This is a genomic window from Streptomyces sp. NPDC041129, assembly GCF_055592265.1.
The window spans coordinates 147,776-162,176 of the sequence record NZ_JBVIYV010000001.1 but is presented as its reverse complement, the minus strand read 5'-3'; the positions used below and the strand labels follow the sequence as shown (position 1 = coordinate 162,176).

Below are 14,401 nucleotides of genomic sequence, written 5' to 3'. Positions count from 1 at the left end.
CCACTCGAACCGGTGAGGGGCACAACGCCCCGCCACCGGACGGTGTTTGAGGTCAGGCGCGGACGCGCCCGGTCACTTCTCGACTTCGCGCGCCAGGTTGGTGAGGACGGCGTCGTAGATCCGGCCGAGGCCCTTGGGCGCGAAGGTCCGCTCGAAGAAGCCGCCGATACCGCCGGCGCCCTGCCAGGTGGTGGTGACGACGACCCGGGAGCCGCCCTCGCCGGCGGGGGTGACTCGCCAGGTGGTGACCATGGAGGAGTTGCGGTCCTTCTCGACCAGCTCGCCGTCGGTGGGCTCGCTGACCTCCAGCAGGCAGTCGCGCACCCGCTTGCTGGTGGCCTGGAGCTTCCAGTGCACGAGGGTGCCCTCGCCGTCGCCGCCCTCGCGCACCTCGTACTCGCTGAAGTGCTCGGGCAGCAGCCGCTGCCGCGTGCCGCTGTAGTCGGCGAGGGCGTCGAACACCTTCTCCGCGTCCGCCGCGACGACCCGCTCCGTAGTGGCCTCGACCTGCGCCATTGCGTTCCTCCAGGACCAGTTTTCTCGAAGAGGGAGCAAGCCAACCACCCCGGTGCCCGGGCGCCCAAATCGGGGGTCGCACGATCATGGGAACAGATGTTCTATTCTGTGCGGCAGTGCTACCGAGGAGGCGTCATGCGCTGGGAGAACCTCACAGGCGAGCCCGAACACCGCCGGGCCGACCCCGCCCTGTTCGGCGCGGACGCGGTGACCACCCGCACCTTCGACACGCCGGAGTTCGCCGGGATCACGTTCCACGAGGTCCGGGCACGCTCGATCCTGAACCGGGTGCCGGGCGCCTCCCGGATGCCGTTCGAGTGGACGGTGAACCCGTACCGCGGCTGCACGCACGCGTGCGTGTACTGCTTCGCCCGCAAGACGCACGGCTACCTGGACCTCGACACGGGCATCGGCTTCGACACCCAGATCGTGGTGAAGGTGAACGCTCCCGAGCTGCTGCGCCGTCAGCTCGCCTCGCGCCGCTGGCAGGGCGACCACGTGGCGATGGGCACCAACGTCGACTGCTACCAGCGCGCCGAGGGCCGCTACCGGCTGATGCCGGGCATCATCTCGGCCCTCACCGAGCACGCGAACCCCTTCTCGATCCTGACCAAGGGCACCCTGATCCTGCGCGACCTGGAGCTGCTGACCCGGGCCGCCCGGGTGACGGACGTCGGCATCTCGGTCTCGGTGGGCTTCACCGACACCGGGCTGTGGCGCACCGTGGAGCCGGGTACGCCGGCGCCCGAGCGACGGCTGGACGTGGTCCGCGTCCTCGGCGAGCACGGCATCGGCTGCGGGGTGCTGATGGCGCCGGTCATCCCCTTCCTGAGCGACCACCCGGACCGGCTCAGGGAGACGGTGCGGGCGATCGCGGCGGCCGGGGCCACCTCGGTCACACCTCTGGTGCTGCATCTGCGGCCCGGCGCGCGCGAGTGGTTCATGGCCTGGCTCGGGCAGCACCACCCGCACCTGGTGCGCCGCTACGAGCGGCTGTACGCGGAGGGCGCCTACGCGCCCAAGTGGTACCAGCGCCGCATCACCCGCCAGGTGCACGAGCTGGCCCAGGAGTACGGCATCGGCCCCACGCGCGCGGGAGCGGCCCGGCGGATCCGGCAGCCGGCCGGGGCCGCCGAGGAGTCAGCGCCCGCGGAGCCGACCCAGCTCACCCTCCTCTGAGAGCGTTGGAGGGCATCCCTCGACCCAATTGGGTCAAGTATCGGCGGAACGGGTTCTGTGGGGCGCCGATTTCGGGACGATCCGGCGAGGACCGTGATCACACGGTTCGCGTCACCCTCCGTCCCGGGAGGACCCATGAGGACACGCGCAGCCGTGCTGTGCGCAGCCGCCGCCATGGTGGCGGGCTCGGTCACGGCCGTCCCCGCCGAGGCGGCCCCCACCGCTCCGGCGCCGAAGCTCAGCTGGAAGAAGTGCGGCACCGACGACTACCCGACCCTGCAGTGCGCGTCGCTGAAGGTGCCGCTGGACCACGCGCGGCCGTCCGGCCGGCAGATCACGCTCGCCCTGTCCCGCGTCCCGCACACCGCCCCGACCTCCCAGGGCCCGCTGCTGGTCAACCCCGGCGGCCCCGGCGGCAGCGGTCTGAAGCTCGCCGGCTTCGTCGCGTCGGCGCTGCCCAGGTCGGTGGCGGCCCAGTACGACGTCATCGGCTTCGACCCGCGGGGCGTCGGGAAGAGCACGCCCGCGCTGGACTGCTCGGCCGGCCGCTTCACGCCGGTGCGGCCCGACACAGTGCCCGCCACACCCGCGCTGGAGCGGACGAACCTCGAGCGCGCCCGGTCCTTCGCCGCCGCCTGCGGCCGCAAGTACGCGGACGTCCTGCCGTACATCGACACCGTCGACGCCGTCCGTGACATGGACGCCGTCCGCCGGGCCCTGGGCGCCCCGCGCATCAGCTACTTCGGCTACTCGTACGGCACTTATCTCGGCGCGGTGTACGCCAAGCTCTACCCCCAGCGGGTACGGCGCCTGGTGCTGGACTCGATCGTGGACCCGACGGGCGTCTGGTACGAGGACAACGTGAGCCAGGACTACGCCTTCGACGCCCGCCACCGCGCCCTGATGGCGTGGATCGCCCGGCACGACAGCACGTACCGGCTCGGCAAGGACCCCTCGAAGGTCGAGGCCGCGTGGTACGCGATGCGCGCGGCCCTGGCGAAGAAGCCGGCCGGTGGCAAGGTGGGCGCCGCCGAGCTGGAGGACGCCTTCATCCCCGGGGGCTACTACAACGGCTACTGGCCGCACCTCGCGGCGGCGTTCGCGGCCTACGTGAACGAGGGGAGAACCGGGCCGCTGGTGAAGGTGTACCAGGACTACGGCGCCGTGGACGGGCCGGGCGACAACGGGTACAGCGTCTACGCGGCGGTGCAGTGCCGTGACGTGTCCTGGCCGCGTGACTGGGACCGCTGGCGGACGGAGACCTGGGGCGTGTACGCGAAGGCGCCCTTCATGGCCTGGAACAACGCCTGGTACAACGCACCGTGCGCGTACTGGCCGACCGGGGCGCTGCGGCCGGTGGACGTCGCCAACACGAAGCTGCCGCCGGCGCTGCTGTTCCAGGCGACCGACGACGCGGCGACGCCGTACGGGGGCGGCGTGACGGCCCACCGGCTGCTGGCCGGCTCCCGCCTGGTGGTCGAGGAGGGCGGCGGCAACCACGGCATCAGCCTCAGCGGCAACGCCTGCCTGGACCGGTACCTGGCCGACTACCTGTCCGGCGGCACGCTCCCGCGCCAGGGCGGCACGGCCGGTACGGCGGACGCGGTCTGCGAGAGGTCGCCCGACCCCGAGCCCTCGACGGGCAAGGCGGCCCCGACCGCCTCCCGCGGCGCGGAGCTGCACCGGCTGCTGGGCTTCCGCGGCTAGGTTCTTGCGTTCGGACCGGGCCGGCCCCGCGCCGGCCCGGCCGCCGGATATTTACGGGCGCCGGGCGGATCGGCTCTCTAGGGTGCGGTCATGGACGACCCCTCCCTCCGCATCCGCCCGATGGCCCTCGACGACTGCGACCGCGTCTCGGAGATCCGTGTCCGGGGCTGGCGGCACGCCTACCGCGGGCTCATGCCGCAGCCGTATCTCGACGCGCTCAGCGTGGCGCGGGACGCCGAGCGGCGGCGGACCTGGTTCACGCAGGGGAACGGCGCCGTGGTGAACCTGGTCGCCGAGCGGGGCGGCGAGGTGGTCGGCTGGGCGGCGTACGGGCCGTACCGCGACGGTGAAGTACGCACCGAGGACGCCGAGTTGTACGCCATCTACCTCGACCCGGACCATCTCGGCACCGGGGCGGGCCGGGCGCTGCTCGCGGAGTCGGTCGAACGGTGCGCCGGGTACCCGCGCATGTCCCTGTGGGTGCTGAAGGAGAACGCGCGCGCCCGCCGCTTCTACGAGCGGGCCGGCTTCCGCTGGGACGGCGCCGAGGAGCCCTTCGAGGCGGGCGGCGAACTCGTGCCCGAGGTGCGGTACACCCGGGCACTGGGCGACTGACCCGGCGTCACTTCCGTTCCTGGCGGGGGATGCGGGCCAGCGCCCGCACCGCCGCCTCGGCGAGCGCCGGGTGCGCCAGGGCCTCGCCCAGCACCCGCCGCGCGCGGGCGTCGCCGAGCGCGCCGAGACCGTCCACGCAGGCGAGGGCCACCCGCCGGTAGGGGTCGTGCGGGCGCAGCCGGCGCTCCAGCGTGGTGATCAGCGCGGGTACGGACTCCGGAGCGCGCAGCTCGACCAGGAGCCGTACCGGGTGCAGGGCGTAGGCGACGCGCAGTTCGTTGGTGGCGAGGGCCGCGGCGGCGCGGGCCGTGCGCGGGTCGCCGAGCCGGGCGAGGGCATGGGCGGCGGAGGCGCAGCGGGGCGGGTCGCGGTGGTTGAGCAGCAGCACGAGCGCTTCGAAGGCGCGCCGGTCGCCGGCCCGGCCCAGCCGGAAGGCGGCCAGTTCCCGGGCCCACAGCGGCTGTCCGGGCGCGGTGAGCACCTCGGCCAGTTCGTCGTGGTCCGAGGTCGTCAGCAGGTGCTCGTAACCGGGCGAGCCGTGTGACTCCTGCCGTAAGCGTTCCGTGAGCGATCGCAACTCTTCGTCCACGGGGCCAGCGTAGGCCGGTGGCCGGGGCGGAGGGAGCTACATCACAAACTCGGCTCCGGCGCGGGGCTGGCGCGCTCGTTACTGGCCGGTTAAGCTCAGACGAGCGAGTTACCCACTCGCTGTTTTCGCTCACGACGGTTTGGTGACGCAGCCGTCGTGCGCCGGTCGGTTCGGTACCTCGGTACCGCAGTACGACCCGGCTCCGGGACAGGGCCGGTCGGATTCCGCCGTTCCCGGGCGTGTGCACGCCCGTGGTGCCGGCACCGGGCGTGTGCGCCAGCAGCCCGGCAACACCCGCACTCATCTCCGCCCCGGTGTGCGCCTTCGGGCGCACCCGGCGCGTTCCCAGTCGTCACCCTCATTCCTGGAGTCCCGCGATGGCCACTCCCCTGTCCGACACCCCTCTGTCCCCGCTCAAGACGATCGCCGTCGTCGGCCTCGGCACCATGGGCACCGGCATCACCGAGGTTCTCGCGAAGGCGGGCCGCGAGGTGATCGGCATCGACGTCGCCGAGGCCCAGACCGCGCGGGCGCTCGCCGCCCTGGAGGCCGCCACCGCCCGCGCCGTCGAGCGCGGCCGGCTGACCGAGCAGGACCGCGCCGGCGTCCTGGCCCGGGTCCGCCTCTCCACCGACCTGCGCGCGGCGGCCGACGCCGACCTGGTCATCGAGGTGGTCCCGGAGTCGTACGAGATCAAGCACCAGGTCTTCCGCGAGCTGGACGGCATCGTGCGTCCGGAGACCATCCTGGCGACCGGCACCAACGCGCTGTCCGTCACCCGTCTCGCCGCCGACTCCGCACGCCCCGAGCGGGTGCTGGGCCTGCACTTCTTCAACCCGGCCCCGGCGATGAAGCTGGTCGAGATCGTCTCCTCGGTGCTGACCGCGCCGGCCGCGGTCGCCGCGGTCACGGACCTCGCGATCGAGCTGGGCAAGGAGCCCGTCGCGGTCGGCGACCGCCCCGGGTTCGTCGCGGACGGGCTGCTGTTCGGCTACCTCAACCAGGCCGCCGCGATGTACGAGGCGAAGTACGCCTCCCGCGAGGACATCGACGCCGCGATGCGGCTCGGCTGCGGCCTGCCCATGGGCCCCCTGGCCCTGCTGGACCTGATCGGCATCGACACCGCGCGCACCGTCCTGGACGCCATGTACGCCGAGTCCCGCGACCGGCTGCACGCCCCCGCCCCGATCCTCAAGCAGCTCAGCGAGGCAGGCCTGACCGGCCGCAAGTCCGGGCGCGGCTTCTACACCTACGAGGCGCCGGGCAGCGCCACGGTCGTGCCGGACCCGCTGACGCCGGCCGCCGGCGCCGCCGGGGCCGAGGGTCGCCCGGTCCGGTCCGTCGGAGTCGCGGGTTCGGGCACCATGGCCTCCGGCATCGCCGAGGTGTTCGCCAAGGCCGGCTACGAGGTCGTGCTCGCCGCCCGCAGCGAGGAGAAGGCGCAGACGGCCAAGGCCCGTATCGGCAAGTCGCTTTCGCGCTCTGTCGACAAGGGACGGATGACCGCCGAGGCGGCCGCCGAGACCCTGGACCGGATCACCCCGGCCGGCTCCTACGACGCCTTCTCCGACGTCGACCTGGCGGTCGAGGCCGTCGCCGAGGACCTTGAGGTCAAGCGGCAGCTCTTCGCGGCGCTGGACAAGGTCTGCAAGCCGGGCGCGGTGCTGGCCACCACCACCTCCTCCCTGCCCGTCGTCGCCTGCGCCCGCGCCACCTCGCGCCCGCAGGACGTGATCGGCATGCACTTCTTCAACCCGGCTCCGGCGATGAAGCTGGTCGAGGTCGTGCGCACGGTCCTGACGGCCGACGACGTGCACGCCACCGTCCGCGAGGTCTGCGCCCGGATCAGGAAGCACGCCGTCGACTGCGGCGACCGGGCCGGGTTCATCGTGAACGCGCTGCTGTTCCCGTACCTCAACAACGCGATCAAGATGGTCGAGGAGCACTACGCGACGCTGGACGACATCGACGCGGCGATGAAGCTCGGCGGCGGCTACCCGATGGGCCCGTTCGAGCTGCTGGACGTGGTCGGCCTGGACGTCTCGCTGGCCATCGAGAAGGTGCTGCACCGCGAGTTCCGCGACCCGGGCCTGGCCCCGGCGCCACTGCTGGAGCACCTGGTGGCCGCGGGCTGCCTCGGCCGCAAGACCGGCCGCGGCTTCCGCGAGTATGCCCGCCGCTGACGGCGTCGGCGACTGGTCCCGCACGGAGACGGACTGGGGCGGACTGCTCGACCCAGCGGGAGCTCCCCCGCCCCTCGCGGGCGGGGGATCCCCCGGACCTGCGCATCCTGCTGCACACATGCAGTACGTTCGGGTCATGCCCCAGCCCGCCAAGTCCTCACGTACACCAGCCACGCCCGACGCGCCGGAAAGTGCCGCAGGCAGTCGCGCCGCCGCCCAGCGGCTGAAAATGCGCCGAGAACTGGCGGCCGCAGCGATGGAACTGTTCGCGACCAAGGGGTACGAGGCGACCACCGTCGACGAGATCGCGGCCGCGGCCGGGGTCGCGCGCCGCACCTTCTTCCGTCACTTCCGCTCCAAGGAAGAGGCGATCTTCCCGGATCACGACGACACGCTGATCCGCGCCGAGGCCGTCCTCAACGCCGCCCCGGCACACGAGCATCCGCTCGACACGGTGTGCCGCGGCATCAAGGAAGTCATGAGGATGTACGCGGCCCGGCCGGAGATCTCGGTCGCCCGCTACAGGCTGACGCGTGAGGTGCCCACCCTGCGCGAGGCGGAGATCGCCTCGGTGGCCCGCTACGAGCGCCTGTTCACCCGCTATCTGCTCGGCCACTTCGACGAGCACGCGCACGCCGACGACGCCAACGACGACCCGCTGCTCGCCGAGGTCGCCGCCTCCGCCGTCGTCACCGCCCACAACCACGTCCTCAGGCGCTGGCTGCGGGCCGACGGCCAGGGCGACGTGGAGGCCCAGCTCGACCACGCCTTCGCCATCGTGCGCAAGACGTTCGGCACCGGCATCGGCGCCGGACGCGGCCCGGCGCCCGGGCCGGCGGCCACCACGGCGCCTGCGACGGTCTCCGCCCACGGGGAGGTCCTGGTGACGGTCGCCCGCACCGACGCCCCGCTCGACGAGGTCATGCGCACCATCGAGGAGGCGCTCAAGGAGCGCTGAGGCACCGCGTGCCCTGTGATGACGGCCACCCTTCGGGGTGGCCGTTTTGGCATGTCAGGGGCCCTTTTCGAGGAGATTTCAGAGCCCGTTCGATCGATCATCGCTCATTTGTTACGTAAAGATTTCATCTGAGAGCACCTTCTGGCACTCAGTGCCTTGCGGCATGACACGCGGTGTCATACGTTGAAGGGAGTCCGGGCGGCCGGCGCGCAGAGACCATTCGCGCGTCGGCTGTCCCCGCAAGCCGGACGGCCTGCGCGCCCGGACGCCTGCGTCACAGGCAACCTCCCGCGCCACAAAGCGCTGCCGAAGCACCACCCCGCCGAACCGACGGCACACCCTCAAAACCCTCAGCAGCACTCCCAGCAGCACCGACGATCCCCCAGCGCCCCTCCCTCAGGGCGCTCACCGCCGGAGGCAACACCGTGACCGTGAAGGACATCCTGGACGCGATCCAGTCGAAGGACGCCACGTCCGCCGACTTCGCCGCCATGCCGCTCCCCGAGTCGTACCGCGCGATCACCGTCCACAAGGACGAGACGGAGATGTTCGCGGGCCTGCAGACCCGCGACAAGGACCCGCGCAAGTCGATCCACCTGGACGACGTGCCGCTGCCCGAACTGGGTCCGGGCGAGGCCCTGGTGGCCGTGATGGCCTCCTCGGTCAACTACAACTCGGTGTGGACCTCGATCTTCGAGCCGCTGTCCACCTTCGGGTTCCTGGAGCGCTACGGCCGCACCAACGAGCTGGCCAAGCGCCACGACCTGCCGTACCACATCATCGGTTCCGACCTCGCCGGCGTGGTCCTGCGCACCGGCCCGGGCGTCAACGCCTGGAAGCCCGGTGACGAGGTCGTCGCCCACTGCCTGTCCGTCGAGCTGGAGTCCTCGGACGGCCACAACGACACGATGCTCGACCCCGAGCAGCGCATCTGGGGCTTCGAGACCAACTTCGGCGGCCTCGCCGAGATCGCGCTGGTGAAGTCCAACCAGCTGATGCCGAAGCCGGACCACCTGAGCTGGGAGGAGGCCGCGGCCCCGGGCCTGGTGAACTCCACCGCCTACCGCCAGCTCGTCTCCCGCAACGGCGCCGGCATGAAGCAGGGCGACAACGTGCTCATCTGGGGCGCGAGCGGCGGCCTCGGCTCCTACGCCACCCAGTTCGCCCTCGCCGGCGGCGCCAACCCGATCTGCGTCGTCTCCAGCGAGCAGAAGGCGGACATCTGCCGCTCGATGGGCGCCGAGTCGATCATCGACCGCAACGCCGAGGGCTACAAGTTCTGGAAGGACGAGAACACCCAGGACCCGAAGGAGTGGAAGCGCTTCGGCAAGCGCATCCGCGAGCTCACCGGCGGCGAGGACATCGACATCGTCTTCGAGCACCCCGGCCGCGAGACCTTCGGCGCCTCCGTGTTCGTCACCCGCAAGGGCGGCACCATCACCACCTGCGCCTCGACCTCGGGCTACATGCACGAGTACGACAACCGGTACCTGTGGATGTCGCTCAAGCGGATCATCGGCTCGCACTTCGCCAACTACCGCGAGGCCTGGGAGGCCAACCGCCTCATCGCCAAGGGCAAGATCCACCCGACCCTGTCGAAGGTGTACTCCCTGGAGGACACCGGCCAGGCCGCCTACGACGTGCACCGCAACCTGCACCAGGGCAAGGTCGGCGTGCTGTGCCTCGCCCCCGAGGAGGGCCTGGGCGTGCGCGACGAGGAGATGCGCGCCAAGCACATCGACGCCATCAACCGCTTCCGGAACATCTGAGCACCCGGAGGTCATAGATGACTGAGCGTCAGAAGGACCGGCCGTGGCTCATGCGCACGTACGCCGGTCACTCCACGGCGGAGGCGTCCAACGAGCTGTACCGGCGCAACCTCGCCAAGGGCCAGACCGGTCTGTCGGTGGCGTTCGACCTGCCGACCCAGACCGGCTACGACCCCGACCACATCCTCGCCCGCGGCGAGGTCGGCCGGGTGGGCGTGCCCGTCTCCCACCTCGGTGACATGCGCCGGCTGTTCCAGGACATCCCCCTGGAGCAGATGAACACCTCGATGACGATCAACGCCACCGCCATGTGGCTGCTGGCGCTCTACCAGGTCGTCGCCGAGGAGCAGGGCGCGGACATCACCAAGCTCCAGGGCACGACCCAGAACGACATCGTCAAGGAGTACCTCTCCCGCGGGACGCACGTCTTCCCGCCGGGCCCCTCGCTCCGCCTGACGACCGACATGATCGCGTACACGGTCTCCCACATCCCGAAGTGGAACCCGATCAACATCTGCAGCTACCACCTGCAGGAGGCCGGGGCCACGCCGGTGCAGGAGATCGCATACGCGATGTCCACCGCGATCGCCGTGCTCGACGCCGTGCGCGACTCCGGCCAGGTGCCGCAGGAGCGCATGGGCGACGTGGTGGCCCGCATCTCCTTCTTCGTCAACGCGGGCGTCCGCTTCGTCGAGGAGATGTGCAAGATGCGGGCGTTCGGCCGCATCTGGGACAAGGTCACGCGTGAGCGGTACGGCATCGAGAACCCCAAGCAGCGCCGCTTCCGCTACGGCGTCCAGGTCAACTCGCTCGGGCTGACCGAGGCGCAGCCGGAGAACAACGTCCAGCGGATCGTGCTGGAGATGCTGGCGGTCACCCTCTCCAAGGACGCCCGCGCGCGTGCCGTGCAGCTCCCCGCCTGGAACGAGGCGCTGGGCCTGCCCCGGCCGTGGGACCAGCAGTGGAGCCTGCGCATCCAGCAGGTGCTCGCCCACGAGAGCGACCTGCTGGAGTACGAGGACATCTTCGAGGGCTCGCACGTCATCGAGGCGAAGGTGAACGCCCTGGTGGAGGAGTCCCTCACCGAGATGGACCGGATCCAGGAGATGGGCGGCGCGATGGCCGCCGTCGAGTCCGGCTACCTCAAGGCGCAGCTCGTCTCCTCGCACGCCGAACGGCGGGCGCGGATCGAGTCCGGCCAGGAGAAGATCGTCGGCGTCAACATCTTCGAGACGACCGAGCCGAACCCGCTCACGGCCGACCTGGACACCGCGATCATGACGGTCGACCCGGCGGTCGAGGCCCGGGTCGTCGCCTCGCTGGAGAACTGGCGGGACACCCGCTACCAGCCGCCCTTCAACCACCCGCGCCCCTGCAAGGCGCTGGACCGGCTGAAGGAGGCCGCCAAGGGCACCGGCAACCTGATGGAGGCCACGCTGGAGTGCGCCCGCGCCGGGGTCACGACCGGCGAGTGGGCGGGCGCCCTGCGCGAGGTGTTCGGTGAGTTCCGGGCGCCGACCGGGGTGTCCTCCGCGCCGGTGGCCGTCACCGCCGAGGCCGGCTCGGCCATGGCCGAGGTCCGCGCCAAGGTGGACGCCACCGCTCGCGAGCTGGGCGTCGGCAAGCTGCGCTTCCTGGTGGGCAAGCCCGGCCTGGACGGTCACTCCAACGGCGCCGAGCAGATCGCCGTCCGTGCGCGCGACGCCGGCTTCGAGGTGGTCTACCAGGGCATCCGGCTCACCCCCGAGCAGATCGTGGACGCCGCCCTGGCCGAGGACGTCCACGCCGTGGGCCTGTCCATCCTGTCCGGATCGCACGCGCAGCTCGTGCCGGACGTGCTGGAGCGCCTGCGTGTGGCCGGTGCCACAGATATACCGGTGATCGCAGGTGGCATCATCCCGAACGGTGACGCCGAGGAGCTCCGGGCCGCCGGAGTGGCCGCGGTGTTCACCCCGAAGGACTTCGACATCACCGGGATCATCGGCCGCATCGCCGACGAGATCCGGAAAGCGAACAAGCTCGACCCCCTGGAGGTCCCCGCATGACGACAGTCAACCGCCTTCGCCCCCGCCGCTCCTGCCTGGCGGTACCGGGAAGCAACCCGCGCTTCCTGGAGAAGGCCCAGGGCCTCCCCGCCGACCAGGTCTTCCTGGACCTGGAGGACGCGTGCGCGCCGCTGGCCAAGCCCGAGGCGCGGCACACGATCGTCAAGTTCCTCAACGAGGGCGACTGGACGGGCAAGACCCGTGTCGTACGGGTGAACGACTGGACGACCGAGTGGACGTACCGGGACGTCGTCACGGTCGTCGAGGGCGCCGGCCAGAACCTCGACTGCATCATGCTGCCGAAGGTGCAGAGCGCCCAGCAGGTCGTCGCGCTGGACCTGCTGCTGACCCAGATCGAGAAGACGATGGGCTTCGAGGTCGGCAAGATCGGCATCGAGGCGCAGATCGAGAACGCCCAGGGCCTGAACAACGTCAACGAGATCGCGCAGGCCTCCCCGCGCGTGGAGACGATCATCTTCGGCCCGGCCGACTTCATGGCCTCCATCAACATGAAGTCCCTCGTCGTGGGCGAGCAGCCGCCCGGCTACCCGGCGGACGCCTACCACTACATCCTGATGAAGATCCTGATGGCCGCCCGCGCCAACAACCTCCAGGCGATCGACGGCCCCTACCTCCAGATCCGCAACATCGACGGCTACCGCGCGGTCGCCCAGCGCGCCGCCGCCCTCGGCTTCGACGGCAAGTGGGTGCTGCACCCGGGCCAGGTCGAGGCGTCCAACGAGATCTTCTCGCCGTCGCAGGAGGACTACGACCACGCCGAGCTGATCCTGGACGCGTACGACTACTACACGTCCGAGGCGGGCGGCAAGAAGGGCTCCGCGATGCTCGGCGACGAGATGATCGACGAGGCCAGCCGCAAGATGGCCCTGGTCATCTCGGGCAAGGGCCGCGCCGCCGGCATGCAGCGCACCAGCAAGTTCGAGATCCCGGAGGCCTGAGGGCGATGCAGTTCGGACGCACCTACGAGGAGTTCGAGGTCGGGGCGACGTACAAGCACTGGCCGGGCAAGACGGTCACGGAGTACGACGACCACCTGTTCTGTCTCCTCACCATGAACCACCACCCGCTCCACATGGACGTCAACTACGCCGAGAAGACGACGGACTTCGGCCAGAACGTCGTGGTGGGCAACTACATCTACTCCCTCCTGCTCGGCATGTCCGTGCCGGACATCTCCGGCAAGGCGATCGCCAACCTGGAGATCGAGTCGCTCAAGCACGTGGCGCCGACCTTCCACGGCGACACGATCTACGGCCAGACGACCGTGCTGGACAAGTGGCCGTCGAAGTCGAAGAACGACCGCGGCATCGTCTACGTCGAGACCAAGGGCTACAAGCAGGACGGCACCCTGGTGTGCGTCTTCCGCCGCAAGGTCATGGTGCCCACCGAGACGTACATCAAGGAGCGCGGCGGCGAGCAGCCCGGCCGCCCGGAGCTGAACGCCCCTTCGGAAAAGACGGAGAAGTAGCCATGGCGCGCCTCGCCCAGACCGCCGGTCTGACCGACGTCCAGCAGGAGATCCTCTCCACCGTCCGCGACTTCGTGGACAAGGAGATCATCCCGGTCGCGACCGAGCTGGAGCACCGCGACGAGTACCCGCAAGCGATCGTGGACGGCCTGAAGGAACTCGGCCTGTTCGGTCTGATGATCCCCGAGGAGTACGGGGGCCTGGGCGAGTCGCTCCTCACGTACGCGCTGTGCGTGGAGGAGATCGCCCGCGGCTGGATGTCGGTGTCCGGCATCATCAACACGCACTTCATCGTCGCGTACATGCTCAAGCAGCACGGCACGCAGGAGCAGAAGGACCACTTCCTGCCCCGCATGGCGGCCGGCGACATCCGCGGCGCCTTCTCGATGTCGGAGCCGGGCCTGGGCTCCGACGTGTCGGCGATCACGTCGAAGGCGGTCAAGGACGGCGACGAGTACGTCCTGAACGGCCAGAAGATGTGGCTGACGAACGGCGGAACCTCGTCCCTCGTCGCCGTTCTCGTCCGAAGTGACGAAGGTCACCCCGAGGGCACGGCCCCGCACAAGTCGATGACGACCTTCCTGGTGGAGAAGGAGCCCGGCTTCGGTGAGGTCCGCCCCGGCCTGACCATTCCGGGCAAGATCGACAAGATGGGCTACAAGGGCGTCGACACCACCGAGCTGATCATGGACGGCCTGCGGATTCCGGCCGATCGGGTGCTCGGCGGCGTCACCGGCCGAGGTTTTTACCAAATGATGGACGGCGTGGAGGTCGGCCGCGTCAACGTGGCGGCCCGCGGCTGCGGCGTCGCGCAGCGCGCGTTCGAGCTGGGCGTTCAGTACGCCCAGCAGCGGCACACCTTCGGCAAGGCCATCGCCCAGCACCAGGCCATCCAGTTCAAGCTGGCCGAAATGGCTACCAAGGTCGAGGCCGCGCATGCCATGATGGTCAACGCGGCACGCAAAAAGGACTCCGGGGAACGAAACGACCTTGAGGCTGGGATGGCGAAGTACCTCGCCTCCGAGTACTGCAAGGAGGTCGTGGAGGACGCCTTCCGGATCCACGGCGGCTACGGCTTCTCCAAGGAGTACGAGATCGAGCGCCTCTACCGGGAGGCACCGATGCTGCTGATCGGTGAAGGTACCGCCGAGATCCAGAAAATGATCATCGGGCGCAGGCTGCTCGAAGAGTATCGATTCCAGGGCTGATTGTCCGGAAACGGGGTGTTTTCTTCGAGAAGAAGATCACACCCCGTCGATACCCCTCAGCCGCCGACTCGGCTTCCTGGCTTGCCCAGTTGTGACCTGCGACCGGTACGATCCCGGGAAAGCCGCCGTCCCCCGTCAGAGCG

The 14,401-nt window shown here is 70.3% G+C and carries 12 protein-coding genes; 10 read left to right on the top strand and 2 right to left on the bottom strand.

Translation table 11 applies throughout. The features are described 5' to 3' along the window. Positions 1-72: 72 nt before the first annotated feature. A complete protein-coding gene (locus ACZ6B1_RS00650; RefSeq protein WP_468773630.1) occupies positions 73-516 on the bottom strand; it encodes an SRPBCC family protein in 444 nt (147 codons plus the stop codon). Positions 517-651: 135 nt separating this feature from the next. Here ACZ6B1_RS00650 and ACZ6B1_RS00645 point away from each other — a divergent pair, with 135 nt between their 5' ends. From ACZ6B1_RS00645 to ACZ6B1_RS00635, 3 genes are all read left to right on the top strand, one after another. Beyond that, positions 652-1,695, top strand: a complete 1,044-nt coding sequence (locus ACZ6B1_RS00645; protein WP_468773628.1) for an Rv2578c family radical SAM protein — start codon at positions 652-654, stop codon at positions 1,693-1,695. A 135-nt stretch (positions 1,696-1,830) separates the two neighbouring features. After that, positions 1,831-3,402, top strand: coding sequence for an alpha/beta hydrolase (locus ACZ6B1_RS00640; RefSeq protein WP_468773626.1), 1,572 nt, complete (start codon positions 1,831-1,833; stop codon positions 3,400-3,402). A gap of 90 nt (positions 3,403-3,492) precedes the next feature. Beyond that, complete coding sequence (locus ACZ6B1_RS00635; RefSeq protein ID WP_468773624.1) at positions 3,493-4,017, top strand: GNAT family N-acetyltransferase; 525 nt, start codon at positions 3,493-3,495, stop codon at positions 4,015-4,017. 7 nt (positions 4,018-4,024) lie between these two features. Here ACZ6B1_RS00635 and ACZ6B1_RS00630 read toward each other — a convergent pair whose 3' ends face one another. Next, entirely contained in the window at positions 4,025-4,606 is a 582-nt protein-coding gene (locus ACZ6B1_RS00630; protein ID WP_468773622.1) for an adenylosuccinate lyase, read from the bottom strand. 377 nt (positions 4,607-4,983) lie between these two features. Here ACZ6B1_RS00630 and ACZ6B1_RS00625 point away from each other — a divergent pair, with 377 nt between their 5' ends. From ACZ6B1_RS00625 to ACZ6B1_RS00595, 7 genes are all read left to right on the top strand, one after another. Continuing rightward, a complete protein-coding gene (locus ACZ6B1_RS00625) occupies positions 4,984-6,789 on the top strand; it encodes a 3-hydroxyacyl-CoA dehydrogenase family protein (protein ID WP_468773621.1) in 1,806 nt (601 codons plus the stop codon). Positions 6,790-6,907: 118 nt separating this feature from the next. Next, positions 6,908-7,747, top strand: coding sequence for a TetR family transcriptional regulator (locus ACZ6B1_RS00620; protein WP_468773619.1), 840 nt, complete (start codon positions 6,908-6,910; stop codon positions 7,745-7,747). A gap of 431 nt (positions 7,748-8,178) precedes the next feature. Next, positions 8,179-9,516, top strand: a complete 1,338-nt coding sequence (ccrA, locus tag ACZ6B1_RS00615) for a crotonyl-CoA carboxylase/reductase (protein ID WP_468775985.1) — start codon at positions 8,179-8,181, stop codon at positions 9,514-9,516. A 17-nt stretch (positions 9,517-9,533) separates the two neighbouring features. Next, on the top strand, positions 9,534-11,561 hold the full coding sequence (locus ACZ6B1_RS00610; RefSeq protein WP_468773617.1) for a protein meaA: 2,028 nt from the start codon (positions 9,534-9,536) through the stop codon (positions 11,559-11,561). Beyond that, the gene (locus tag ACZ6B1_RS00605; RefSeq protein ID WP_468773615.1) at positions 11,558-12,520 is read left to right on the top strand and encodes an HpcH/HpaI aldolase/citrate lyase family protein; all 963 of its coding nucleotides are present in this window, start codon (positions 11,558-11,560) and stop codon (positions 12,518-12,520) included. Before ACZ6B1_RS00610 ends, ACZ6B1_RS00605 begins: the two co-directional genes overlap by 4 nt. Positions 12,521-12,525: 5 nt before the next feature. Beyond that, positions 12,526-13,050 carry a MaoC family dehydratase gene (locus tag ACZ6B1_RS00600; RefSeq protein WP_468773613.1) on the top strand — a complete coding sequence of 175 codons (525 nt, stop codon included), beginning with the start codon at positions 12,526-12,528 and terminating at the stop codon, positions 13,048-13,050. A gap of 2 nt (positions 13,051-13,052) precedes the next feature. Continuing rightward, positions 13,053-14,258, top strand: a complete 1,206-nt coding sequence (locus tag ACZ6B1_RS00595) for an acyl-CoA dehydrogenase family protein (RefSeq protein WP_194083261.1) — start codon at positions 13,053-13,055, stop codon at positions 14,256-14,258. Positions 14,259-14,401: the final 143 nt, after the last annotated feature.

Coding starts and splice junctions, on each gene's coding strand:
- ACZ6B1_RS00620 (WP_468773619.1), top strand. CDS start 6,908: ATGCAGTACGTTCGGGTCATGCCCCAGCCCGCCAAGTCCTCACGTACA.
- ACZ6B1_RS00610 (WP_468773617.1), top strand. CDS start 9,534: ATGACTGAGCGTCAGAAGGACCGGCCGTGGCTCATGCGCACGTACGCC.
- ACZ6B1_RS00595 (WP_194083261.1), top strand. CDS start 13,053: ATGGCGCGCCTCGCCCAGACCGCCGGTCTGACCGACGTCCAGCAGGAG.
- ACZ6B1_RS00600 (WP_468773613.1), top strand. CDS start 12,526: ATGCAGTTCGGACGCACCTACGAGGAGTTCGAGGTCGGGGCGACGTAC.
- ACZ6B1_RS00625 (WP_468773621.1), top strand. CDS start 4,984: ATGGCCACTCCCCTGTCCGACACCCCTCTGTCCCCGCTCAAGACGATC.
- ACZ6B1_RS00640 (WP_468773626.1), top strand. CDS start 1,831: ATGAGGACACGCGCAGCCGTGCTGTGCGCAGCCGCCGCCATGGTGGCG.
- ACZ6B1_RS00635 (WP_468773624.1), top strand. CDS start 3,493: ATGGACGACCCCTCCCTCCGCATCCGCCCGATGGCCCTCGACGACTGC.
- ACZ6B1_RS00645 (WP_468773628.1), top strand. CDS start 652: ATGCGCTGGGAGAACCTCACAGGCGAGCCCGAACACCGCCGGGCCGAC.
- ACZ6B1_RS00650 (WP_468773630.1), bottom strand. CDS start 516: ATGGCGCAGGTCGAGGCCACTACGGAGCGGGTCGTCGCGGCGGACGCG.
- ACZ6B1_RS00605 (WP_468773615.1), top strand. CDS start 11,558: ATGACGACAGTCAACCGCCTTCGCCCCCGCCGCTCCTGCCTGGCGGTA.